Here is a 23,439-nt window from a genome sequence, read left to right on the forward strand (position 1 = left end):
CACCGATAGCGCTCAACTGTGGGAGCTGTCGAGCCCCGGCGAGGCTGCGAAGGCGGCGGTAAATTCACCCTCTTCATCGCCCGATACACCGCTATCGCAGCCTCGCTAAAGCTCGGGAGCTCCCACAGGGGCTCGACAGTGCCTGCACACACTCAGTAGTTGAACTCCGCTCCCGGCGCCCACTCCTAATTCATAACGTGCTTCATAGGACGAGGACGCCGCGATGATCGATCAGCAGCTTCACACCCACAAGCCCGGTGCGGTCTTCGAAACCGACCTGCCGGCGCGCCTGGACCGGCTGCCCTGGGGCCGATTTCATACGCTGCTGGTCTTTGCGCTGGGTATCACCTGGCTGCTCGACGGCCTGGAGGTGACCCTGGCCGGCTCGGTGTCCGGCGCGCTGAAAGACAGCCCGGGCCTGCAGATGAGCAATGTCGACATCGGCCTGGCCGGCGGCGTCTACATTGCCGGCGCCGTACTCGGTGCCTTGCTGTTTGGCTGGCTCACCGACCGCCTGGGCCGGCGCAAGTTGTTCTTCATCACCTTGTGGCTCTACATCGGCGCCACGGCGGCCACCGCGTTTTCCTTCAACCTGGAAACCTTCCTGCTGTTCCGTTTCCTCACCGGCATGGGCATCGGCGGCGAATACACCGCGATCAACTCGACGATCCAGGAATTCACCCCGGCGCGCTATCGCGGCTGGGTCGACCTGACCATCAACGGCACCTTCTGGCTCGGTGCGGCACTCGGCGCCGGCGGTGCCATTGTGCTGCTCGACCCGCACGTGGTCGGCGGCGACCTCGGCTGGCGCCTGTGCTTCGGCATCGGTGCGGCGTTGGGCCTGATCATCCTGATCATGCGCCTGTGGCTGCCGGAGAGCCCGCGCTGGCTGATGATCCACGGCCAACACGACGAAGCGCGCCGCATCGTCGAAGGCATCGAAACCCGCCTGCGCGCCCAAGGCCACGACCTGCACGCCGTCAGCAGCCCCCCCTTGCGCCTGCATGCCCGCGACCACACGCCGCTGCGCGAAATCTTCCACACCCTGTTTGTCAGCTTCCGCCGCCGCGCCTTGGTTGGCATGACCCTGCTCACCGCCCAGGCATTCTTCTACAACGCCATTTTCTTCACCTACGCGCTGGTGCTCACCGACTTCTACCAAGTGCCCGCCGAGAAAGTCGGCTGGTACGTCCTGCCGCTGGCCCTCGGCAACTTCTGCGGCCCGCTGCTGTTGGGACGGCTGTTCGATGTGGTCGGCCGCCGCGTCATGATCAGCGCCACCTACGCGATCTCCGGCGTGTTGCTGGCGCTGAGCGGCTACGCGTTCCAGCAAGGCTGGTTCGATGTGACCCAGCAGGCGGTGGCGTGGATGGTGATCTTCTTTTTCGCCTCGGCGGCGGCCAGTTCGGCGTACCTGACCGTGGCGGAGACGTTCCCGCTGGAAATCCGCGCGCTGGCCATTGCGGTGTTCTACGCGTTCGGCACCGGGCTGGGCGGGATCATCGGGCCGACATTGTTTGGGCAGTTGATCCAGACGCAGCAGCGCGGGAGTTTGTTGATCGGGTATCTGATCGGGGCCGCGTTGATGTGCGGTGCGGCGCTGGTACAGGCGATCTGGGGCGTGGCGGCGGAGCGCCAGGCGCTGGAGAGCGTGGCCAGGCCGTTGTCGCAGGCGGGGGATTGAGCGTGATGCAGGGTCATCAGCGCTTCACTGACCCAGCGGTATCTTACGCAACCTTGTAGTGAGCGGGCTTGCCCCGCGCTGGGCTGCGAAGCGGCCCCAAACCAGGCGACGCGGTTTTAATCTGGCACTCGGCGGTGTCTGTATTGGGGCGGCTTCGCCACCCAGCGCGGGGCAAGCCCGCTCACTACAGAGCTGTCGAGTCCCGGCTAGGCTGCGGGAGGGCCGGTACTTATCTGCCCGACTTGATCTTCGTCCACGCCCGCGTGCGTGCGCGTTCGGCATCACGGCCCAGGGGCTTGAGGGTATAGAGCGTGGCCATGGCTGCCTCGGTGGGGTACAGGTTGGGGTTGTTGCGAATCGCCGGGTCTACCTGGTCGGTGGCGTCCTTGTTGGGGTTGGGGTAGCCGACAAAGTCGCTGATCGGCGCGATCACCTGCGGCTGCAGCAGGTAGTTGATAAAGGTGTAGGCGTCCTGCGGGTTGCTGGCACCCTTGGGGATGGCGAGCATGTCGAACCAGATCGGCGCGCCTTCCTTGGGCAGGCGCATGTCCACGGTGACGCCGTTGTTGGCTTCCTTGGCGCGGTTGGCGGCCTGGGAAAAGCTGCCGGAGTAACCGACGGCCACGCAAATGTCGCCGTTGGCGATATCGGCCATGTACTTGGAGGAGTGGAAGTAGGTGATGTAAGGGCGAATTTTCATCAACAGCGCCTCGGCCTTGACGTAGTCCTTGGGGTTGCTGCTGTTGGGGTCCAGGCCCAGGTGTTGCAACGCCAGCGGCAGGATTTCCGAGGGCGAATCGAGCAGCGCCACGCCGCACTGTTTGAGCTTGCTGATGTTCTCTTCCTTGAAGATCAGGTCCCAGCTGTCGACCGGCGCATCGGCCCCCAGCGCGGCCTTGACCTTGGCCGGGTTGAAGCCGATCAGGATGGTGCCGTACATGTAGGGCACGGCGAATTTATTGCCGGGGTCGTTGGCCTCGATCAGCTTCATCAGCTTGGGGTCAAGGTGGTTCCAGTTCGGCAACTGGCTGCGGTCCAGGGGTTGGAACACCCCGGCTTCAATCTGTTTGGCCAGGAATACGTTGGACGGCACCACCACGTCGTAGCCAGCGTTGCCGGTGAGCAGCTTGGCTTCAAGCGCTTCGTTGGTATCGAAGATGTCGTACACCAGCTTGATCGCAGGGTTCTGCGCCTTGAAGTCCTCCAGCGCCTTGGGCGTGATGTAGTCGAACCAGTTATAGACCTTTAGGGCTTTGCCCTCGGCGTGGGCCATGCCACTGGCAACGGCCGCGCAGAGCACGAGTGACTTGAGCATATTCATTGGGCTGCCCCTTCAAAACCTTCGAGAACGTTGACGGCGTTGATGCCGATTTCTTCCACCGCGTAGCCGCCTTCCATCACGAACAGCGTGGGCTTGCCCAGGCCGGCGATGCGCGCGCCCATGGCCAGGTAGTCCGGGCTGTCGAGCTTGAATTGCGAAATCGGGTCGTCCTTGAACGTGTCCACGCCCAGGGAGACCACTATGATGTCGGCGCCATAGCGTTCGATCTCTGCGCAGGCCTGTTCAAGTGCGGCGCTCCAGGCTTGCCAGCCGGTGCCTGCCGGCAGCGGGTAGTTGAAGTTGAAGCCTGCCCCGGCGTCTTTCCCCAGCTCGTCCGCATACCCCAGGAAAAACGGAAACTCCGCTTCCGGGTGCCCGTGGATCGAGGTGAACAGTACGTCGTTGCGCTCGTAGAAAATCGATTGGGTGCCGTTGCCATGGTGGTAATCCACATCCAGGATCGCGACCTTTTTGTGGCCCTGGTCGAGGAACGCCTGAGCGGCGATGGCGGCATTATTGAGGTAGCAATAACCGCCCATGAGGTCACCGGCGGCATGATGCCCCGGCGGGCGGCACAGGGCGAAGGCGCTGCGTGCGCCTTGCTGGACAGCGGCCTGGGCGGTGAGGGCAACCTGCGCCGCGCTGTAGGCCGCTTGCCAGGTGCCGGCGGTAATCGGTGCGCCGCCGTCGAAGCTGTAATAGCCCAACTGGCCGTGCAGGCTGGTGGGCAACACCGCTCGCAGCGTACGCGCGGGCCAGGTGTAGGGCAGCAGGTCGCCGTCCTGGCCGAACTCGGTCCAGCGCGCCCAGGCCCCCTGGAAAAAGTCGAGATAGTCGCGGCTGTGAATGCGTTGCAGTGGTGCCAGGCCAAAATCCTGTGGCGCCTGCACCGGCCCCAGTTGACGGTCCTTGACCCGTTGCAGCACATGGTCGGCACGCGAGGGCATCTCAAAGCAGGGCATCAGTTGCCCGTCCATCAGTTCACAGCGGCCGTGGTGCAGGTGGTGATCATCGGAGTAGATCGTCAGCATGTTGTTGTTCTCCGCAGGCTGTATCGGTGCATGCAGTCTTGCGGTGGGCGCGGTTTTTGAGAACGTCGGGAGCGGCCAAAAGGGGATAGATATGGCCAAAGTGTTTGTCCGTAATTCGACCCTTTATGGGGCGTTACCCGCGATATCGGCTCGGCGCGACGCCACTCCAGCGCACAAAGGCGTGCCTGAAACTTGCGGTCTCGCTGAAACCCAGGGTCTCGGCGATTCGATGGATTGGCCAGTGGTCTTCGGCCAGCAATTGCTTGGCGCGCTCGAAACGAAGCTCGTCGAGCAGTTCCTGGTAGCTGCAGCCCAGCTCATGCAAATGTCGACGCAGGGTGCGCGCCGAGCAGTTCATTTGAACGGCCAGCCCGTCCAGCCCAGGTGCGGCGTGCAGTTGCCCCGCCAGCAACTGGCGGATGCGCCCCAGCCAGGCCTCGCGCCCGGTAAATTCGGTGTTCTGTTTGCGACAGCGCTCGGCCATGGCGTGATGGGTTACGGCGTCGGCCAGTGGCAACGGTTGCTCCAGCCAATGTTTATCAAAGGCAAACGCGTTGGTCGTGGCCTGGAACTGCAACGGGCAATCGAAACACTCGGCGTAGCGCGCGCGATAATCCGGCGCATCGTGCTCGAACCGCGCGCCCAGCAACGGTAGCGGGTGGCCGAGCAAGTCGTCGCAGATGACCTTCAACGACGCCAGGCACAGCTCCACATTGAACGCGGTGAGCGCCGGGTTTTCGCGGTAGTCGCCAGCGGTAAACCAGACCTGTTCGCCGTCCTCCTTAAGGCTCAGCTCGAACAGTGTTCCCAGCAGCGCCGGATAACGCAGAGCCAGGCGCAAAGCGTCACCGAAAGTGGCACTGGTGAGCAGGGCATAGCCGAGCATGCCGTAGGACGAAACATGCATTCGCCGGCCCACGCTCAAGCCAATATCGCGCTGCAGGGCCACGGCGTTGGCGCACACTTGCATCTCCTGATGCGTGGCGATGCGCGTGTCGGCACGGCTCAAGTCCGCCGCGCAGATACCGCTGCCGGCCAGCAGCGTCGCGGCGGGCCAGCCTTGCACCTCGAAGGTGCTGAGTACCAGCGAGACCGCATTGAGGGTGGTGAGGTGCGAGTGCAACATGACGACTTCCAGCCAGGGGATGGCTGGAAAGGGCAGCAAGTTATGTGCCGAAGCCCGCGGCTAACGCCTGTTCGATGCCGTGTAGGCGTGCGCCTGCAGCCCATTTCGGCCGAAAGCGGCCCCTTTTTTCCGCAACCGGTCTACCATGCCAGCCCCGGCAGTGGTTCACGCGCTACCGACCCCATTCTTAAAAGGTGCTGCAATGTCCATCGATCAAATCTCCCTGCCTAAAGGCGTAGGCCCCCACGCGCTCAAGCTGCTCGACGCCATCACCGGCGCTTCCACCCACGAAGAACTCAACCGCGCTGGCGGTAAAGCCGAGGGTTTCGTGCTCGGCCTGGAAGCCACCAAAGCCATCAAAAGCCAGATCGCCGAGTCGATGTATGTGGCTTACGACGACGCGGCGAGTAACCGGGCGAGTGAGTTGAAGGGCTGATAATCAGCTGGAGCAGGGCGCTTCGCGGTCAAGGAGTTTGGCGGTGAGCAGTACGCCCAGTTCGCTCAGTTGATGAATGGCCAGGGCGATGTCGCGGTGTTTGCCGGACAGGTCTTCGGACAGGTCGAGCAGCAGGGTGCTGACGGACGCGAAGGTTTCGTAGCTGTTGGTGATGAGGGTTTCGTTGCTGGCGTTGGGAGCGACGCTGAAGAGGGCGGTTGGATCTGGTGTGACTTTAAACATGTTTGAATTCCTGTTTAGGGCCGACATCCCTCAGCTACTAAACAGAAGGGTGGCGGCTATGCGCAGGTTAGTAGACCGGGGAATCCAAACGAAAGCCGGCGCACCCGAAGGTGCCCTGCGCACAGCCACCATCAAGTACAGACAGGAAGTCTGCTTGATGACGCTTGTGCACTTTGTCTGGATAAACCGTCAGGCTACTAAACCCGATCACCGAGACGTCGGCGACCGAGCCACCTTAGAGACGACCACCCCAGCGCACAAGCCGGCGGATTCTGACGTACGCGTAGGCAATGGGGCAAGGAGTCGGATGGGTTTGGGATTTGTCTGAAGGACGTGGGTTGGTCTCTAAACCCGTAGTGAGCGGGCTTGCCCCGCGCTGGGTGGCGAAGCCGCCCCAATACAGTCGCCGCCGATTTACAGATAAACCGAGTCGCCTGGTTTGGGGCGGCTTCGCCCCCCAGCGCGGGCGGTGCGACGATTCGACAAGCCCGCTCACTACACCACGATGTGTCCGGTCCATACACACGGTGTAAAAGGCACGCGGCGTTGGTGTAGGCTCATCGGCCGCGAACGCCGCTGAAAGCACAAGGAATGCCCATGACATTGACCGTCAAAACCCTGCTCGACCTGGCCATGGCCAACCCGATCAACGCCCAAATCACCGCGCGTTTGCCGGACCTCGGCGTGGACCAGTGCTTTCTCACGGCGGGCTGCCTGTTCCAGGCGGTGTGGAATCATCAGTCGGACCTGCCCGCCGCCCAAGGCGTCAAGGACTACGACGTTTTCTACTTCGATACCGACCTGTCCTACGAGGCTGAGGACGCAGTGATCCGCGCGGCCGAGGCGCTGTTTCGGGACTTGGGCGTCAACGTCGAAGTCAAGAACCAGGCGCGGGTTCACCTCTGGTATGGCGAGCGGTTTGGCCGTCCGTATCCGCAGTTGCACACGGCCAAGCAGGGGATTGATCGTTACCTGGTAGCGGGTACGTGCATCGGCTTGGAGATTGCCACGGGTGAACTGTATGCGCCGTATGGCTTGGAGGATGTGGCGCAGGGCGTGCTGCGCATCAACCCGCTGCATGCGGAGCCTGCGTTGTTTGCGCAAAAGGCGCGCAGTTACCAGGCGCGTTGGCCTTGGCTGAAGATCATCGAGCCGGGTTCAGCCGAGTAACGCTCCCACTGCGCCGCAGCCGGCCACGACCAGCCAGGGCGGCAGCCGCCCAACGGTCAACGCTGCCAGGGCGATCAGCGCCAGGGCGAAGTCCGCCACGCTAAAAATCGCGCTGGTCCACACCGGCTGGTACAACGCCGCGAGCAAGAGCCCCACCACCGCCGCGTTGACCCCGGCCAGTGCGGCTTGGGTGCGTGGGCTGCGGCGCAGGGTGGCCCAGAAGGGCAGCGCGCCCATCACCAGCAGAAACGACGGGGCAAAGATCGCCAACAGGCCAATCACGCCCCCCAGCCAGCCCGTAGGCGCATGATTCATCGACGCACCGAGGAAGGCGGCGAAGGTGAACAGCGGGCCCGGCACGGCTTGCGTGGCGCCATAGCCGGCGACGAATACATCACTGCTCACCCACTGCGGCGTTACGACTTGCGCTTGCAGCAGCGGCAACACCACATGGCCACCGCCGAATACCAGCGAACCGGTGCGATAGAAAGCATCCACCAAGGCCAGGGTCGGGTTGGGCAGCCAACCGGCCAGGATCGGCAGGCCCGCCAGCAACAGCGCAAACAGCCCCAACCACAAGGCGCCTGCGCGGCGGCTGATGGCGATCGGCAGCGCGTCATGCTCGGTACTTGGCGCTGGCTTAAACAGCAGCAGACCGGCGAGGCCCGCAAGGGCGATTACCCCGACCTGGCCCCAGGCGGACGGTTCCAGCAGCGCCGCGCAGGCCGCGATCAGCATCAGCGTAATACGCACCACGCCCCGGCACAGGTTGCGCGCCATGCCCCAAACGGCCTGGGCCACCACCGCCACGGCCACGACTTTAAGACCGTGCAGCACGCCGAAGGGTATAGCGTTGCCGTAATGGGAAAGGCCCATGGCGAACAGGATCAAGGCAATGGCTGACGGCAGCGTAAACCCGGCCCAGGCAGCGGCGGCACCACCGTAGCCCGCGCGGGAAAGGCCCAGTGCAATGCCCACCTGGCTGCTGGCCGGGCCGGGCAAGAATTGGCACAGCGCGACCAGGTCCGCGTAGCTGCGTTCGCTGAGCCAGCGTCGCCGGGTCACGAACTCTGCGCGAAAGTAACCCAAGTGGGCGATGGGCCCGCCGAACGAGGTGAGGCCCAGGCGCAGGAAGATAAGGAACACCGACCAAGGGCTGTTAGAGGAGGAGGCGAGCGGGTTGGCCAAGGTTGGATCTCGGGTAGAGGGCTAAGCTGTGGGAGGGCTTCCCGGCACCATAACCAATTTTGATGACGTGCAGAAGAGACGGCATTTTTTCGGCCTTCATTGAATTTTTCCGCTCGGGTTCGAGTCATTCAAGCAGAGCGTTGCTTTCTACCCACTCCACCTCAAGGACTGACGATGACCTTTTTTATCTTCCTGCTCGCCTGCGCCGCCGCCGCCAGCACCGGCATTATCTTCAAGCCGGGTGCCTGGTATGAATCGTTGGTCAAGCCCAGCTTCACCCCGCCCAATTGGCTGTTCCCGGTGGCCTGGACGATCATCTACCTGCTGCTGGCCTGGGCCGGTTATCGCCTCAGCCTGATCCCGGGCAGCCAGATCGTGTTGGCCTTGTGGGCGGCGCAGATTGCCTTGAACACACTGTGGACACCGGTGTTCTTCGGCGCCCATCGCGTCCTCGCGGGGATGGTGATTATTGCCGTGCTGTGGCTCACCGTGGCCTCGATGGTGGTGTTGGCGGTGCGCCTGGACCTGATCACCGGTTTGATCCTGTTCCCTTACCTGGCGTGGTTGTGTGTGGCGGCGGCGTTGAATTTCTCGATCCTGCGCAATAACCGCTGATGGCCTTCACGCCCTGGCCTGCCAGTGAGCCCGAACTGGCCGAGATGCGCCGCTTCAACCAGAAACTTGCCTGGTTGCCGCGCTTCAAGATCCGCAATCGCGTCACCCCGCGTTTGATTCAGGCGCTGTTGCGCGCCAGCCAAACCATCAAACGCGCGCCTGCGGTGGAAATAAAGCGGGTGAACGGGATCCCGGTGCGCATCCTGCGGCCCGGCGGCAGGCCCAAAGGCGTGGTGCTGGACATCCACGGCGGCGGCTGGGTGATCGGCAATGCGCAGATGGATGACGACCTCAACCTGGGCATGGTCAACGCGTGCGATGTGGCGGTGGTATCGGTGGATTATCGGTTGGCGGTCGACACGCCGGTCGAAGGCCTGATGGAAGACTGCCTGACGGCCGCGCGTTGGTTGCTGACCGCCGATGAGTTCGCCGACCTTCCGGTGTTCGTTGTCGGCGAATCGGCTGGCGGGCACCTGGCGGCGGCGACCTTGCTGGCCTTGAAGCAATGGCCCGAACTGCTCAAACGGGTAAGCGGGGCGGTGTTGTATTACGGCGTCTACGATCTGACCGGCACCCCCAGCGTGCGCACGGCGGGGCCGCAGACGCTGATGCTGGATGGGCCGGGCATGGTCGAGGCGCTGCGCATGCTAACGCCGGGCTTGAGTGACGACGAACGTCGCCAGCCGCCGTTGTCACCGTTGTATGGCGACTTCAGCGGGATGCCGCCAGCGTTGATGTTCGTGGGGGAACTGGATCCGCTGAAGGATGACACGCTGTTGATCGCCGAACATTGGCCAGAGGCAGAGGCGTATCTGTTGCCGGAGTCGGCGCATGGGTTCATCCATTTTCCGGTGGCGATGGCAGCCAGTGTGCTCGCCTGCAGCCACACATGGATAGCGCAGCGGATGCTCCTGATAAACGTGTAGTGAGCGGGCTTGCCCCGCGCTGGGCTGCGAAGCGGCCCCAACCGGGCCGCCGCGGTGTGTCAGGAAAATTAGGGCGACTGGTTTTGGGGCGGCTTCGCCACCCGGCGCGGGGCAAGCCCGCTCACTACAGGGGTTTGTCAGCCTTTGGTATGACCGCAAGAATCGGATAGCCACAGGTGTCTGGGTTCCCGCCTTATAGAGGCCCACCCCACGCAGGCACCTATCATGAATTTCCGCATTACCGGTCTTGCCTCCGACCCGTTTCGCCGCTTTTTCGGCTTACCCGACGATGAGCTCGCCGCGCTCGGGATCAAGCGTTACCGTGTCGAGAGCTACCCAGGCTTTCCTGACCGCATAGAGATGAAAGACGCCGACGTCGGGCAGAGCGTGCTTTTGCTCAATCACGTCAGCCAACCCGCACGCTCACCGTACCGCGCCTCCCATGGGATTTTTATCCGCGAAGGCGCGACGCAAACCTATGATGCGATCAACCAGGTGCCTGACGTGATGCGTATCCGGCTGCTGTCCCTGCGGGCATTTTCCGAGGACGGGATGATGCTGGATGGGGATGTCGTAGAGGGGCATTCGGTAGAGCCTGTGATCGAACGCATGCTGGCCAATCCAGAGGTCAGTTACCTCCATGTGCACAACGCCAAGCGTGGGTGTTATTCGGGGCGAGTCGACCGAGCGTAGGGTGATTGAACTTAAAAACTGATCACTTGGTCAGCTAACAAGGCTGCTCATTTCCATCGTCAGGATTTTTCCATGCACGAATACACGCTCAATTACCTGTTCAACGGCGAACCCCGTACCCACACATTCGAACTCAAGCAACCCGAGTTGCCCGTGCATGAGGCGGCATTGCACCTGCTGCAATTGCATTTGGGCGATGCGGAGAATGGATTGATCCTGCCCCCTGCGGATGCGACGCCGGAGGAAATTCTGCAGCAGGCGCAGGTGATGGGCATAACCCAGATCAAGGTGGAATGAAACGCCACCCATCAATGTGGGAGCAGGCAAGCCAGCTCCCACATTTGGGTTGGGGTGATTCTTTAATTCGGGCGCAACCGCAGTATCTGCGCCCCATCGAACGGGTCTGTGAGGTAGTGCGCCTGCACGCCAAACGTCTGCTGCAGCCGTTGCGGCGTCAGCACGTCCAGCGGGTGACCCAGCGCCACCAGCCGGCCGTGATCCAATACTGCCAGCCGGTCACAGGTCAGCGCCTGGTTCAGATCATGCAGCGCCACCAAGGTGGTCACCGGCAACCCCTGTATTCCCTTCAGAATCCCCAGTTGATGCTGGATATCCAGATGATTGGTCGGCTCATCCAGCAGCAGGATCTGCGGGCGTTGCGCCAGCGCGCGGGCGATGTGCACGCGCTGGCGTTCGCCGCCGGAGAGGCTGCGCCAGGCGCGCTGGCTCAGGTGGGTGGCGTCGACGTCATGCAGGGCCTGGTTGACGATGGCGTCGTCCTCGCTGGACCACGGGCTTAGCGCCGACAGCCACGGCGTGCGCCCCAGTGCCACGGCATCAAAGACACGGATCGCATCGTCGGTGTCGGCCTGTTGCTCCACCACCGCCAGTGTCTGCGCAATGGCGCGCCGGGACAGCTCGCCCAGCCGCGCACCGCCCAACCGCACCTCACCGCAGGCCGGCGTACGCAAGCCGGCGAGCAGTTTGAGCAGGGTGGATTTGCCGGAGCCGTTGGGCCCGACAATCCCCAGGGTTTCACCCAACTGCACGTCCAGGTGAATGTCACGCAGCAATTGGGCTTCACGCACCTTGAAGCCCAGCCCGCTGCAACTGAGCACCGTCATCGCGCGTTCCTCCGGCCGATCAGGATCAGCGCGAACACCGGTGCGCCGACCAGCGCCGTGACCACACCGACCGGAATCACCTGGCCCTTGATCAGCGTGCGCGACAGCACATCCGCCGCGATCAAAAACAGCGCGCCACCCAACGCACTGGCCGGCAGCAGGCGCGAATGCCCGGTGCCGAGCAACAGGCGCACGGCGTGGGGAATGACCAGCCCGACAAAACCGATGGAGCCGACAATCGACACCATCACTGCCGTCACCAGGGCCGCGCAGCCCACCAGCACAAATTGCACCCGGCGCACGGGAATACCGAGGGACGCCGCCGAGTCGCTGCCGAAGGTAAACGCGTCCAACGCCCGACGGTGCCACAGGCACACCGCCAACCCTGCGACCGCCACCGGCACCGCCAGCCACACCGAGGGCCAGCGCACGCCGCTGAGGTTGCCCAGCAGCCAGAACAGGATGCCGCGCGCCTGTTCGGAACTGGCGGACTTGGTGATCAGGAACGCGGTGAGCGCATTGAACAGCTGCGAACCGGCAATGCCGGCGAGGATGATCTGGCCGGTGCCGCTGGTCGAACCGCTGGCGCGCGCGAGCAGAATCACCAGGGCGAACGCCGCCATCGCGCCGGCAAACGCACCGGCCGACAACGACACCAGCCCGCCGCCCACGCCCATCAACGCCACCAGCACCGCGCCGGTCGAGGCGCCGGCGCTGATGCCCAGCAGGTACGGATCGGCCAGCGGGTTGCGCAACAACGACTGCAGGATCACCCCGCACGTCGCCAGCCCGGCACCGCAGGCGGCGGCAACCAGCGCGCGCGTCAGGCGATAGTTCCACACCACGCCTTCATCGATGGGGTCCAGCACATAGCCCGCGGCCCACAGTTTGTTGGCCAGTACCTGCAGCACCACCTGCGGCGAGATGGCGGTTTCGCCGATGGCCACACCGGCGAGCACGGCGATCAGCAGCAAGGCCAGGGCGAGTAGGGTGCGTATCATTTGGGCAGGTCGTAGCCGTCGATGGCGGCCGCCAATTGTTCAAGGCCGTCGAACGTGCGAATGCTGGCCTGCAGCGCCATGGCGTCGAGAATGATGATGCGGTTGTTCTTCACCGCGTCCATGTTGCGCGTCACCGGATCGCTGCGCAAAAAGGCGAGTTTCTTTTCATGATCGTCGGCGGGGTAGCGGCGGCGGTCCATGCGTGCGATCACCAGGAAGGTCGGGTTGGCCTTGGCAATGGTTTCCCAGCCGACGGCAGGCCACTCCTCATCGGACTGCACCACGTTGTGCAAGCCCAGCGTCTGCAGCATGAATTCGGGAACGCCTTTATGGCCGGCCACGTACGGGTCGCTGGCCATTTCGGAACTGGAGAACCACACCAGTGCGCTGGCGTGCTTGAGGCCTTTGCTTTGCACAGTGGCGATGGACTTGGCCAGACGCGCCTTGAGTTCGTCATTTAACTGCTGGCCGCGATCCTGTACGTCGAAAATCTGCGCCAGTTGGCTGATGCTTTTGTAAATCGTCTCGATGCGAAACGGCTGCAGCCGCGTGCCGTCGGCGCCCACCAGGTTGTCCTTGCCTTCGCAGTCGGAAGGCAGCAGGTAGGTCGGGATCTTCAGTTCATGGAATTGCTCGCGCGTACCCACCACACCGTGCACGCCGACCACCCATTCCAGCTCGGCAGCCACCAGTTGCGGGCGCTTGGCGATCACCGCTTCGAAGCTCGGCTCGTTGTCGGCCAGGCGCTCGATGGTGTCGTTCTGCGTCTTGAACTGCGGCAATACGCTGTTGAACCACAGCGACGTGCCGACCACTTTGTCACCGACGCCCAAGGCGTAAAGCATCTCGGTAGCTGCCTGGCCGATGGTCACGCTGCGGGCGGGCGCTTGCTGGAAGCTGAGGTGGCTGCCGCAGTTTTCCACGGTCAGCGGGTAGTGGGTGGGCGCGGCGTGGGCCAGGGCACAGAAGCCGATGCCGGCGAGCAGGGCGGTAACGCGTGGCAGCATGGAGCGATCTCCGGGTGAACCGTACGTGGAACTGGGGAGGTACGGTACTGGAAATAGACGCTCGAGCGCTGTGGTACAGGCAGGCAAGAATGTCCTTCCCGGACACCCCGCCGGTTAGTGATAGAGCTTGCGCCGGCAGGTCTCCTGACTGATGCGTCGTCGCCACGCTCCAGCCTTCCCGGACGGGTCCAGTGGCATCAAGGAGCAGGCTCGGCACCTACAGTTGCGGGGGCAGTTCCGATTGGCGCGGGTGTACCGCGCTTCGGATTCCCTATTAGTCCCGTTTGGGAACCGGCGCGGTATGGTAGTTGATTAGCGCCTGGCGAAATAGCCCAAGGCGCGTCCCGTCAGAGACGAATGTCGTCCGGGCCCTGTATCAGCGCTTCGATGCGCGTGCCGGTGGCGCGCTCTTCGTTGCTGAAGCCGTCGTAGTCGGCCAGGTTGGCGAAACGGATGCCGGTCAAGCGTTCGATCTGGATCACGCTGCGCTGGTAGGTCCTGAGCTGGCCGAACATTAGGTCGAGCTGGCCCAGTTCGCGGCTCTGGTCAATCATGTAGGCGCTGGCGGAGGGCTTGCCATCATCGCTGAGGTAAGCGACGACTTTCCAGAAGGCCTTGGGGATCTTGACGCCCCGGTACACCCGGTCGTCGTCGCCGAACACCGGGCCGGTGAACACGGTGGCGCGGGCTTTCCAGCGTTGGGTGTTATCGAGGATGTAGTCCTCCAGTTCCAGCCAGGTCTTCTGGTTGAACCCGCTCATCTGCGGCGAGCAGTTGGTGAAATGAAAGGTGTCGAAGTTGGCGATTTTGGCCTCGTCGCCCCAGTTGGGATCTTGTCGGCGGACCAGGTGGCCGCGATCAAGGCCGTTGCCGGCATACAGGTCTTCGCCCACCTGCGCCTCGGTCGGCAGGCGGCCATCGTAGGCCCAGGTGTCGTTGCTGCGCGCGACGTCCACATGCTGGGCGCCATCGATGTTGGCGCCCACATACAGCGCCAGGCGCCTGGCGCGTGACATCGTTACCGAGAAGTGCGTGTAGTCCAGGCGTTCGCCGCCGTTTTTCTGCGTCTGTACATCGCTCGCAAGGCGTTGCTCAACCGTGGGCCAGGGCACCTTGAAGCCGCCGAGGAAATCCTCGGCATAGCCGCGCCGGTCCTTGAGGTCCTTGGCGGCGGTGACGCGGGGCGTCGCCGCTCTGGCCTCCAGCAGGGCAGGGCTGGGCGCGAGCAACGGGTGCAGGTCGGCGAGCCTTGGGCGGTGCGAAAGATCAATCTTGGCTTTACGTGCTGGCATCGGTAAGACCTCCTTGAATAAACACGACTGCAACATAGCTTAATGACAATTGATGAGGCGCATTGAACCCGGGAAGCTATCCTGAATCGATTACTTGGACGTTGTCACATGCCAAAGGGAGTCAGCCCATGTGTGTTCGCCAGCCTCACCGTCATCCGATTTTCTGCCTGATCCCGCCGTACATGCTCGACCAGATCGCGCGCAACGGCGATAAAACCCAACGCGACGTCGCGTTACGCACCCGCGCCAAGGACAGCACGTTCCGCTCGCTGCGCATGGTCGCGGTGCCGGCCAAAGGGCCCGCGCACATGGCCCTTGCGATGGGCGCCGGCAAGCGTCGCTCGATCTACAGCGCCGAGGGCACCGACAGCCTGCCGGGCACATTGGTGCGTGGCGAAGGCCAACCGGCCAGCGGTGACGCGGCGGTGGACGAGGCCTATGATGGCCTGGGCGCCACCTTTGATTTTTTCGAACAGGTCTTCGACCGCAACTCCATCGACGATGCCGGTATGGCGTTGGACGCCACGGTTCATTTTGGCCAGAACTATAACAACGCGTTCTGGAACTCCAGCCAGATGGTGTTCGGCGATGGCGATGAGCAACTGTTCAACCGCTTCACCATCGCCCTCGACGTGATTGGCCATGAATTGGCCCATGGCGTCACCGAGGATGAGGCCAAGTTGATGTATTTCAATCAATCAGGGGCGCTGAACGAGTCGCTGTCGGACGTGTTCGGTTCACTGATCAAGCAATATGCGTTGCAGCAATCGGCGCAGGACGCCGACTGGTTGATCGGCAAGGGCCTGTTCACCAAAAAGATCAAAGGCACCGCCCTGCGTTCGATGAAAGCCCCCGGCACCGCGTTTGACGACAAGCTGCTGGGCAAGGACCCTCAGCCTGGGCACATGGATGATTTTGTCCAGACCTACGAGGACAATGGCGGGGTGCATATCAATTCGGGCATTCCCAACCATGCGTTCTATCAGGTGGCGACGAAGCTGGGCGGGTTCGCCTGGGAGCGCGCCGGGCGTATCTGGTACGACGCGTTGCGCGATGCGCGGCTGCGCCCGAACTCCGGGTTCCTGCGCTTTGCACGCATCACCTACGATATTGCCGGCCGACTCTACGGCGTGGGCAAGGAAGAGCAGCAGGCGGTCAAGGACGGTTGGAAAGCGGTCGGCATTACAGTCTGACGTGAGGAACAACCATGCAAATTTCGCTCAAGGAAAACGGCGGGCCTGGGTTTTTCCCAGGCTTGGCCAAGCCACGTACCCTGAAGCTCGACGCGCTACCGGAACCCGACCAGCAGGAGTTGCGGCAACTGATCGAAGCGTCGGACTTCTTTCAGTTACCGCAAAGTAAAGCGCCGGCTCCGGGTAATCCAGGCCAGGTGCATTACACCCTGACCGTGACGGAAGGCGAGCGAGCGCATACCGTTTGCGTGCTGGCGCCGGTGAAGTCCCAGGCGCTGGACGGGCTGGTGCAGTGTGTGCGGCGGCATATTCGCTGCTGAGTCTTGTGGTGAGCGGGCTTGTTGTGGCGAGCGGGCTTGCCCCGCGTTGGGGTGCGAAGCGCCCCCAATGAAGACGAATGCGGTGTGTCAGATACACCTCTGCGCCTGGTTTTGGGGCTGCTTCGCACCCCAACGCGGGGCAAGCCCGCTCGCCACAACAAGCCCGCTCGCCACAGAGGCCCCCACAATTGATCTCCGGTGTTTTCAGTTCTTTTTTGGCTTACTTGCGATCCAGCCAAACGGTCTGCGCATTGCAGAATTCGCGTACGCCGAAGTGCGACAGCTCGCGCCCGAAACCGCTCTTTTTCACACCACCAAACGCCACCCGCGGGTCGGAAACGCTGAAGGCATTGACGAAGATCCCGCCGGTTTCCAGCTGATCGGCAATGTCGCGTGCCTTGGCCGGATCGATGGTGAAGATGCTTGCCGTGAGGCCGAACTCGCTGTCGTTCGCCAGGGCTACGGCGTGGTCGGCGTCGCGGGCGGTAATGATCGAGGCCACGGGACCGAACAGCTCCTGTTTGAACGAGGTCATCTGGTCGGTGACGTTCGCCAGCACCGTAGGCTCGTAGTAGTTTCCGGCACCGGGCACTTTGTTGCCACCCAGCAGCAGCGTCGCGCCTTCTTCCAGCGTGGCCTGGACCTGGCCGTGCAGTTCGTCGCGCAGGTCGAAGCGCGCCATCGGGCCGATGTAGGTGGCGGCTGAAGTCGGGTCGCCCATCACCAGGGCACGGCTGGCTTCAAGGAATTTGGCGGTAAAGGCTTCCACCACACCTGCTTCGATGATCAGGCGCTTGGCGGCTGCGCAGACCTGACCACTGTTCTGGAAACGGCCGATCAGCGCGGCTTGCACGGCGGCGTCGAGGTCGGCGTCGTTGAGCACGATGAACGGATCGGAGCCGCCCAGTTCCAGCACACATTTTTTCAGCGCGGCGCCGGCCTGGGAACCAATGGCAATGCCGGCACGGACGCTGCCGGTCAGGGTGACGGCGGCGATGCGCGGGTCGGCAATGGCCTTGGACACACCGTCGTTGGCCACGTTGATCACTTCGAACAGGCCTTCGGCGAAGCCGGCTTTGTGGAATGCCTGCTGGATCAGGTAGGCGCTACCCATCACGTTCGGCGCATGCTTGAGCACGTAGGTGTTACCGGCCAGCAGGGTCGGCACGGCGCCGCGCAGCACTTGCCACACCGGGAAGTTCCACGGCATCACGGCGAGGATCGGGCCCAGCGGGCGGTATTCGATCCGCGCGCTGCCGTTGTCCACCAGGGTCGGTTCCGGCGCGAGCATGGCCGGCCCGTGGGCTGCGTACCATTCACTCAGTTGCGCGCATTTTTCGATTTCGGCACGAGCCTGAGCGATGGGCTTGCCCATTTCCAGGGTGATGGTCTGGGCCATTTCTTCGGCCTGCTCACGCAAGGCGCTGGCCAGGCTCAGCAGCAACTCGGCGCGCTGACTGACCGGCTGGCGGCGCCAAGCACGGAATGCATGGGTGGAACGCTCAAGGGCGGCGTCCAGTTGCGACGCGCTTTCGTAGGCGTAGCTGGCAACCGTTTCGCCATTGGCGGGGTTGATCGACAAGGCGTGGGTCTGGTGGGAAATAGCGTTCATGGCACCGTCCGGCTGAATGAATGAGATGGACCCAGCCTACGGGGCTGTATCTTTTCTGGAAACTGAATAATATTGAGTGATACGTTCTCGAATTGAGAATTGTGCACAGACTTTGGGACGCAGAGCGCCCCTGGCGGCATTACCACGCAGAGCGTGGGAACGATCACATCCACGATTGGAGAATGACTTGGACTTGGTGCAGCTGGAAATCTTCAAGGCCGTTGCCGAGCAAGGCAGCATCAGCGCCGCCGCGCAGTTGATTCATCGCGTGCCGTCGAACCTGACCACGCGCATCAAGCAACTGGAGCAGGACTTGGGCGTGGAGTTGTTTATCCGTGAGAAAAGCCGCCTGCGCCTGTCACCGGCCGGCTGGAATTTCCTCGGCTATGCGCGGCGTATTCTCGACCTGGTGCAGGAAGCCCGAGCCACGGTGGCGGGGGAGGAGCCCCAGGGCGCGTTTGCCCTCGGTTCGCTGGAGAGCACGGCGGCCGTGCGCATCCCGGCCTTGCTGGCGGCGTACAACCAGAAGCACACCAAGGTCGAGCTGGACCTGAGCACCGGGCCCTCAGGCACGATGATTGAAGGCGTGCTGTCGGGACGCCTGACCGCGGCCTTTGTCGATGGCCCGGTGTTGCACTCGACGCTGGAGGGCGTGGCGGTGTTCGAGGAGGAAATGGTGGTGGTCGCGCCGCTGCATCACGCGCCGATCACGCGCGGGCAGGACGTGAATGGCGAGAATATCTATACGTTTCGCTCGAACTGCTCGTACCGGCACCACTTCGAACGCTGGTTTTCACAGGATGGCGCGGCGCCTGGCAGGATTTTCGAGATCGAGTCGTACCACGGCATGCTCGCCTGTGTCAGCGCCGGGGCGGGTTTGGCCTTGATGCCGCGCAGCATGCTGGAAAACATGCCGGGCTTTGCGGCGGTGAGTGTGTGGCCGTTGGCCGACAGTTACCGGGTGTTGAACACCTGGCTGATCTGGCGCCGGGGCACGGTGTCGCAGAGTTTGAACAGCTTCGTGAAACTCCTGGAGGAACGCCATTTGGTAGCGCCATAGATCCAATGTGGGAGCTGGCTTGCCTGCGATAGCATCAGCCGGGTCTGCCTGATACACCGAGGTGCTGGCATCGCAGGCAAGCCAGCTCCCACAGTTTTTGGCCTTATCAGCCGCCGAATTGCAGGGTACCCATGGCTAACTTGGCCATGATCGCCGTCGCGCCCAATTGCACCAGCCACAGTGCCAACCCACCCAGAAACACCCCCAGCGCCACTTGCAGCACCAGGCTTTTCTGGCGTTTGGCTTGCGGCGCGCGTGGGGTGAAGTGGTCCAGTTCGTCGCGGTCGGCACGCAGGTCCAGGTCGTCGTTTCTCATAGGGTTCTCACAGCAAAGGGGCGGTCGAGGTTCAGTCTAGGGGCTGGACACGAAAAAGGGGAAGCCATCGGCTTCCCCTCCTTGTGCCACCGCTACCGTTTACAGCACCTGAACGATTGCCTGTGTGACCGCGTTGATGTTCGACTGGTTCAACGCCGCCACGCAGATACGTCCGGTATCCAAGGCGTAGATGCCGAATTCGCTGCGCAAGCGGGTGACTTGCTCAACGGTCAGGCCGGAGTAGGAGAACATCCCGCGCTGGCGGCCGACAAAGCTGAAGTCGTGGCCCGGTGCAGCCTTGGCCAATTCGGCGACCATCTGCTCGCGCATGGCACGGATGCGCAGGCGCATCTCGGCCAGCTCGGCTTCCCACTGGGCGCGCAGCTCAGGACTGTTGAGCACCGCCGCGACGATGGCCGCGCCGTGGGTCGGCGGGTTGGAGTAGTTGGTGCGGATCACACGCTTGACCTGGGACAGGATGCGCGCGCTTTCTTCCTTGGAGTCGCCGACGATGGACAGCGCACCGACGCGTTCGCCGTACAGGGAAAACGACTTGGAGAACGAGCTGGACACAAAGAAGGTCAGGCCGGACTCAGCGAACAGGCGCACCGCAGCGGCGTCCTCGTGGATACCGTCGCCAAAGCCCTGGTAGGCCATGTCGAGGAACGGCACCAGGTTCCGGGCCTTGACCACGTCCAGTACGTTCTGCCAATCGGCCGGGCTCAGGTCGACGCCGGTCGGGTTGTGGCAGCAGGCATGCAATACCACGATGGATTGTGGCGGCAGGGCGTTAAGGTCTTCGAGCAGGCCGGCACGGTTTACGTCGTGGGTGGCGGCGTCGTAGTAGCGGTAGTTCTGCACCGGGAAACCGGCGGTTTCGAACAGGGCGCGGTGGTTTTCCCAGCTCGGGTCGCTGATGGCGACGACGGCGTCTGGCAGCAGTTGCTTGAGGAAGTCGGCGCCCAGCTTCAGCGCGCCGGTGCCGCCAACGGCTTGCACGGTGACGACGCGGCCGGCTTCGAGCAGGGGCGATTGCGCGCCGAAAAGCAGGGTTTGCACAGCCTTGTCGTAGGCGGCGATGCCGTCAATGGGCAAGTAGCCCCGGGCGGCGTGTTGCGCCACGCGAATGGCTTCCGCTTCGGCAACGGCACGCAAGAGTGGAATCTTCCCCTCCTCGTTGCAATAAACGCCCACGCCAAGGTTGACCTTGGTGGTTCGTGTGTCGGCGTTGAATGCTTCGTTGAGGCCCAGGATTGGATCGCGTGGTGCCATTTCGACAGCGGAGAACAGGCTCATTTTTGCGGCAGCTCTATGGGGGAAGGGAGGGACGTGTCGCGCTCCAGCCGAATGCACTAGAGCGGTGCACAAACGGGGAGCTAGTATAGAGGCCATCACCGCCGAGGGCGACAGCCTAAACGGCTTTTCGGCCAAGATTTTCGGTTTATTTGCCGACCGTTAGTCTTATTGCAATAGAGATCGTACAGGGCGCGTAGGACGATTACCTTGAAACCCGACACATCCGCCACCACTTCTATGGCTATCATGGTTTTTTCCTACTGCCCGCTTTGAATTTTCGCGGGTGGTGGTCTATTTCGTCCTCGACGGGTTTACAGTCCGGGGGTGATTACACGAGGTACGTTATGTCGGATTTCCAACTCGTCACCCGCTTTGAACCCGCTGGCGATCAGCCGGAAGCCATTCGCCAGATGGTCGAAGGCATCGAGGCCGGCCTGGCCCACCAGACGCTGCTCGGGGTGACCGGTTCGGGCAAGACCTTCAGCATCGCCAACGTGATCGCGCAGATTAACCGCCCGACGCTGGTGCTGGCACCGAACAAGACCCTGGCCGCGCAGCTGTACGGTGAGTTCAAGGCGTTCTTCCCGAACAACGCGGTGGAATATTTCGTTTCTTACTACGACTACTACCAGCCCGAAGCCTACGTGCCGTCCTCCGATACCTTTATCGAGAAGGATGCGTCGATCAACGACCACATCGAGCAGATGCGGCTGTCGGCGACCAAAGCGTTGCTGGAGCGCAAGGACGCGATCATCGTCACCACGGTGTCGTGCATCTACGGCCTGGGCAGCCCGGAAACCTATCTGAAGATGGTGCTGCACGTCGACCGCGGCGACAAACTCGACCAGCGCGAGCTGCTGCGCCGCCTGACCAGCCTGCAATACACGCGCAACGACATGGACTTTGCCCGCGCCACGTTCCGCGTGCGGGGCGATGTGATCGACATCTACCCGGCCGAATCCGACCTGGAAGCGATCCGCATCGAGCTGTTCGACGATGAAGTCGAGAGCCTGTCGGCCTTCGACCCGTTGACCGGCGAGGTGATCCGCAAGCTGCCGCGCTTCACCTTTTATCCGAAAAGCCACTACGTGACCCCGCGCGAAACCCTGATGGGCGCCATCGAGGGCATCAAGGCCGAATTGGCCGAGCGCCTGGAGTACCTGCGCGCCAACAACAAGCTGGTCGAAGCCCAGCGCCTGGAGCAGCGCACGCGCTTCGACCTGGAGATGATCCTGGAGCTGGGCTACTGCAACGGCATCGAAAACTACTCGCGCTATCTCTCGGGCCGCGAATCCGGCGCGCCGCCGCCGACCCTCTATGACTACTTGCCGCCCGACGCGCTGCTGGTGATCGACGAGTCCCACGTCAGCGTGCCGCAGGTCGGCGCCATGTATAAGGGCGACCGTTCGCGTAAAGAGACGCTGGTGGAGTACGGCTTCCGCCTGCCGTCGGCGCTGGATAACCGGCCGATGCGCTTCGATGAGTGGGAAGCCATCAGCCCGCAGACCATCTTTGTGTCGGCGACGCCCGGCAACTACGAGGCCGAACACGCCGGCCGGGTGATCGAGCAACTGGTGCGCCCGACGGGCCTGGTGGACCCGGAAATCGAAATCCGCCCGGCGCTGACCCAAGTCGACGACCTGCTCTCGGAAATCGGCAAGCGTGTGGCCCTAGGGGAGCGGGTATTGGTCACCACGCTGACCAAGCGCATGTCCGAAGACTTGACCGACTACCTGGCCGACCACGGCGTGCGCGTGCGTTACCTGCACTCGGACATCGACACCGTGGAGCGCGTGGAAATCATCCGCGACCTGCGCCTGGGCACCTTTGACGTGTTGGTGGGGATCAACCTGCTGCGTGAAGGCCTGGACATGCCGGAAGTGTCGCTGGTGGCGATCCTCGATGCGGACAAGGAAGGCTTCCTGCGTTCGGAGCGCTCGCTGATCCAGACCATCGGGCGCGCGGCACGTAACCTCAATGGCCGCGCGATTCTCTACGCGGACCGCATCACCGGCTCCATGGAGCGCGCGATCGGCGAGACCCAGCGCCGTCGCGACAAGCAGATCGCGTTCAACCTGGAGAACGGCATCATCCCCAAGGGCGTGTTCAAGGACGTCGCCGATATCATGGAAGGCGCCACCGTGCCCGGTTCGCGCAGCAAGAAGCGCAAGGGCATGGCCAAGGCCGCCGAGGAAAACGCCAAGTACGAGAACGAACTGCGCTCGCCGAGTGAAATCACCAAGCGTATTCGGCAACTGGAAGAGAAGATGTACCAGTTGGCGCGGGACCTGGAGTTCGAGGCGGCGGCGCAGACGCGCGATGAGATTGGCAAGTTGCGCGAGCGCCTTCTGACTGTTTGATCTTCGGTGATAGGACTGGCCTCATCGCGGCACGGGTATCTACACAACTTTCAACGGTGTGTGGCGAGGGAGCTTGTTTGGCGGCCTTCCGGCCGACCGTTTTTTTGGGTTTGACCGAGTACATATCCGTTGTTGCGGTAACGGCGGCTTAGGGTTCCGCCCTTACGGCGGGTCACTTTTTGAAGAGCGCTGTATGGACCGGACACATGGTTGACGGGACGATCGCAGATCAAAAGCAAAAGCGCGGCGGCCTTCGAGCCGACCGGTATTGATGTCGAACTCGGTTCAAAATGTGGGAGCTGTCGAGCCCCAGCGAGGCTGCGAAGGCGGCGGCACTGCTGGCATTTTCTTCGCCTGACCCACCGCTTTCGCAGCCTCGCTAAAGCTCGACAGCTCCCACAGGGGATGAAGTCAGCCTCTGAAAG

Annotated in this window: 23 protein-coding genes and 1 riboswitch; of the genes, 11 read left to right on the forward strand and 12 right to left on the reverse strand. The window is 62.8% G+C overall.

Translation table 11 applies throughout. The features are described from left to right. Positions 1–223 precede the first annotated feature (223 nt). Complete coding sequence (locus BLL36_RS21880; RefSeq protein WP_076953470.1) at positions 224–1,684, forward strand: MFS transporter; 1,461 nt, start codon at positions 224–226, stop codon at positions 1,682–1,684. 229 nt (positions 1,685–1,913) lie between these two features. On the opposite strand, the gene BLL36_RS21885 is transcribed toward BLL36_RS21880, so the two are convergent. From BLL36_RS21885 to BLL36_RS21895, 3 genes are all read right to left on the reverse strand, one after another. Further along, positions 1,914–3,005 (reverse strand): polyamine ABC transporter substrate-binding protein, encoded by a 1,092-nt coding sequence (locus BLL36_RS21885; protein ID WP_076953472.1) that lies wholly within the window; start codon positions 3,003–3,005, stop codon positions 1,914–1,916. Continuing rightward, complete coding sequence (locus BLL36_RS21890) at positions 3,002–4,036, reverse strand: histone deacetylase family protein (protein ID WP_076953474.1); 1,035 nt, start codon at positions 4,034–4,036, stop codon at positions 3,002–3,004. Before BLL36_RS21890 ends, BLL36_RS21885 begins: the two co-directional genes overlap by 4 nt. A 133-nt stretch (positions 4,037–4,169) precedes the next feature. Beyond that, the gene (locus BLL36_RS21895; RefSeq protein WP_076953475.1) at positions 4,170–5,162 is read right to left on the reverse strand and encodes an AraC family transcriptional regulator; all 993 of its coding nucleotides are present in this window, start codon (positions 5,160–5,162) and stop codon (positions 4,170–4,172) included. Positions 5,163–5,364: 202 nt separating this feature from the next. On the opposite strand from BLL36_RS21895, the gene BLL36_RS21900 reads away from it, so the two are divergent. After that, on the forward strand, positions 5,365–5,598 hold the full coding sequence (locus BLL36_RS21900; RefSeq protein WP_076953477.1) for a hypothetical protein: 234 nt from the start codon (positions 5,365–5,367) through the stop codon (positions 5,596–5,598). Between the two features lie 3 nt (positions 5,599–5,601). Here BLL36_RS21900 and BLL36_RS21905 read toward each other — a convergent pair whose 3' ends face one another. Beyond that, positions 5,602–5,841, reverse strand: coding sequence for a DUF6124 family protein (locus BLL36_RS21905; RefSeq protein WP_076953479.1), 240 nt, complete (start codon positions 5,839–5,841; stop codon positions 5,602–5,604). Between the two features lie 597 nt (positions 5,842–6,438). Here BLL36_RS21905 and BLL36_RS21915 point away from each other — a divergent pair. After that, entirely contained in the window at positions 6,439–7,011 is a 573-nt protein-coding gene (locus tag BLL36_RS21915) for a nucleotidyltransferase family protein (RefSeq protein ID WP_076953482.1), read from the forward strand. On the opposite strand, the gene chrA is transcribed toward BLL36_RS21915, so the two are convergent. Beyond that, positions 7,000–8,199 (reverse strand): chromate efflux transporter, encoded by a 1,200-nt coding sequence (gene chrA, locus BLL36_RS21920; RefSeq protein WP_076953484.1) that lies wholly within the window; start codon positions 8,197–8,199, stop codon positions 7,000–7,002. The genes BLL36_RS21915 and chrA overlap by 12 nt on opposite strands. A 174-nt stretch (positions 8,200–8,373) precedes the next feature. On the opposite strand from chrA, the gene tspO reads away from it, so the two are divergent. The 4 genes from tspO to BLL36_RS21940 all read left to right on the forward strand — a co-directional run bounded on the left by tspO (position 8,374) and on the right by BLL36_RS21940 (position 10,730). Beyond that, a complete protein-coding gene (tspO, locus tag BLL36_RS21925; protein ID WP_076953486.1) occupies positions 8,374–8,814 on the forward strand; it encodes a tryptophan-rich sensory protein TspO in 441 nt (146 codons plus the stop codon). Next, entirely contained in the window at positions 8,814–9,740 is a 927-nt protein-coding gene (locus BLL36_RS21930; protein ID WP_076953487.1) for an alpha/beta hydrolase fold domain-containing protein, read from the forward strand. The genes tspO and BLL36_RS21930 overlap by 1 nt, the downstream gene beginning before the upstream one ends. A gap of 225 nt (positions 9,741–9,965) precedes the next feature. Continuing rightward, positions 9,966–10,433 carry a DUF1203 domain-containing protein gene (locus BLL36_RS21935; RefSeq protein ID WP_076953489.1) on the forward strand — a complete coding sequence of 156 codons (468 nt, stop codon included), beginning with the start codon at positions 9,966–9,968 and terminating at the stop codon, positions 10,431–10,433. A 72-nt stretch (positions 10,434–10,505) separates the two neighbouring features. Further along, positions 10,506–10,730, forward strand: a complete 225-nt coding sequence (locus BLL36_RS21940; RefSeq protein WP_076953490.1) for a hypothetical protein — start codon at positions 10,506–10,508, stop codon at positions 10,728–10,730. A 62-nt stretch (positions 10,731–10,792) separates the two neighbouring features. Here BLL36_RS21940 and BLL36_RS21945 read toward each other — a convergent pair whose 3' ends face one another. The 4 genes from BLL36_RS21945 to BLL36_RS21960 form a co-directional block, all read right to left on the reverse strand. Next, on the reverse strand, positions 10,793–11,557 hold the full coding sequence (locus BLL36_RS21945; protein ID WP_076953492.1) for an ABC transporter ATP-binding protein: 765 nt from the start codon (positions 11,555–11,557) through the stop codon (positions 10,793–10,795). Then, a complete protein-coding gene (locus tag BLL36_RS21950; RefSeq protein WP_076953494.1) occupies positions 11,554–12,558 on the reverse strand; it encodes a FecCD family ABC transporter permease in 1,005 nt (334 codons plus the stop codon). The genes BLL36_RS21945 and BLL36_RS21950 overlap by 4 nt, the downstream gene beginning before the upstream one ends. After that, positions 12,555–13,565 carry an ABC transporter substrate-binding protein gene (locus BLL36_RS21955; RefSeq protein WP_076953496.1) on the reverse strand — a complete coding sequence of 337 codons (1,011 nt, stop codon included), beginning with the start codon at positions 13,563–13,565 and terminating at the stop codon, positions 12,555–12,557. Before BLL36_RS21955 ends, BLL36_RS21950 begins: the two co-directional genes overlap by 4 nt. A 117-nt stretch (positions 13,566–13,682) precedes the next feature. Further along, positions 13,683–13,876: riboswitch (cobalamin riboswitch) on the reverse strand. 36 nt (positions 13,877–13,912) lie between these two features. Beyond that, the gene (locus tag BLL36_RS21960) at positions 13,913–14,857 is read right to left on the reverse strand and encodes a DNA/RNA non-specific endonuclease (protein ID WP_076953498.1); all 945 of its coding nucleotides are present in this window, start codon (positions 14,855–14,857) and stop codon (positions 13,913–13,915) included. Between the two features lie 128 nt (positions 14,858–14,985). On the opposite strand from BLL36_RS21960, the gene BLL36_RS21965 reads away from it, so the two are divergent. Then, a complete protein-coding gene (locus BLL36_RS21965) occupies positions 14,986–16,050 on the forward strand; it encodes a M4 family metallopeptidase (RefSeq protein WP_076953500.1) in 1,065 nt (354 codons plus the stop codon). Positions 16,051–16,064: 14 nt separating this feature from the next. Then, complete coding sequence (locus BLL36_RS21970) at positions 16,065–16,370, forward strand: protealysin inhibitor emfourin (RefSeq protein WP_076953501.1); 306 nt, start codon at positions 16,065–16,067, stop codon at positions 16,368–16,370. A 220-nt stretch (positions 16,371–16,590) separates the two neighbouring features. Here the strand turns inward: BLL36_RS21970 and BLL36_RS21975 are convergent, their stop codons facing one another. After that, entirely contained in the window at positions 16,591–17,982 is a 1,392-nt protein-coding gene (locus tag BLL36_RS21975) for an aldehyde dehydrogenase family protein (RefSeq protein ID WP_076953502.1), read from the reverse strand. A 187-nt stretch (positions 17,983–18,169) separates the two neighbouring features. Here BLL36_RS21975 and ptrR point away from each other — a divergent pair, with 187 nt between their 5' ends. Further along, positions 18,170–19,042, forward strand: a complete 873-nt coding sequence (gene ptrR, locus BLL36_RS21980) for a putrescine utilization regulator PtrR (protein ID WP_076953504.1) — start codon at positions 18,170–18,172, stop codon at positions 19,040–19,042. A 106-nt stretch (positions 19,043–19,148) separates the two neighbouring features. Here the strand turns inward: ptrR and BLL36_RS21985 are convergent, their stop codons facing one another. Both BLL36_RS21985 and BLL36_RS21990 read right to left on the reverse strand, forming a co-directional pair. Further along, entirely contained in the window at positions 19,149–19,358 is a 210-nt protein-coding gene (locus BLL36_RS21985) for a hypothetical protein (RefSeq protein WP_017847720.1), read from the reverse strand. A 99-nt stretch (positions 19,359–19,457) separates the two neighbouring features. Further along, entirely contained in the window at positions 19,458–20,654 is a 1,197-nt protein-coding gene (locus BLL36_RS21990; RefSeq protein WP_076953506.1) for an amino acid aminotransferase, read from the reverse strand. 344 nt (positions 20,655–20,998) lie between these two features. Between BLL36_RS21990 and uvrB the strand changes: the two genes are divergently transcribed. Beyond that, a complete protein-coding gene (gene uvrB, locus BLL36_RS21995) occupies positions 20,999–23,014 on the forward strand; it encodes an excinuclease ABC subunit UvrB (RefSeq protein ID WP_076953509.1) in 2,016 nt (671 codons plus the stop codon). The last annotated feature ends 425 nt before the right edge of the window (positions 23,015–23,439 follow it).

Origin of the sequence: Pseudomonas cedrina subsp. cedrina (assembly GCF_001983175.1) — a bacterium.
Taxonomy (GTDB): domain Bacteria; phylum Pseudomonadota; class Gammaproteobacteria; order Pseudomonadales; family Pseudomonadaceae; genus Aquipseudomonas; species Aquipseudomonas cedrina.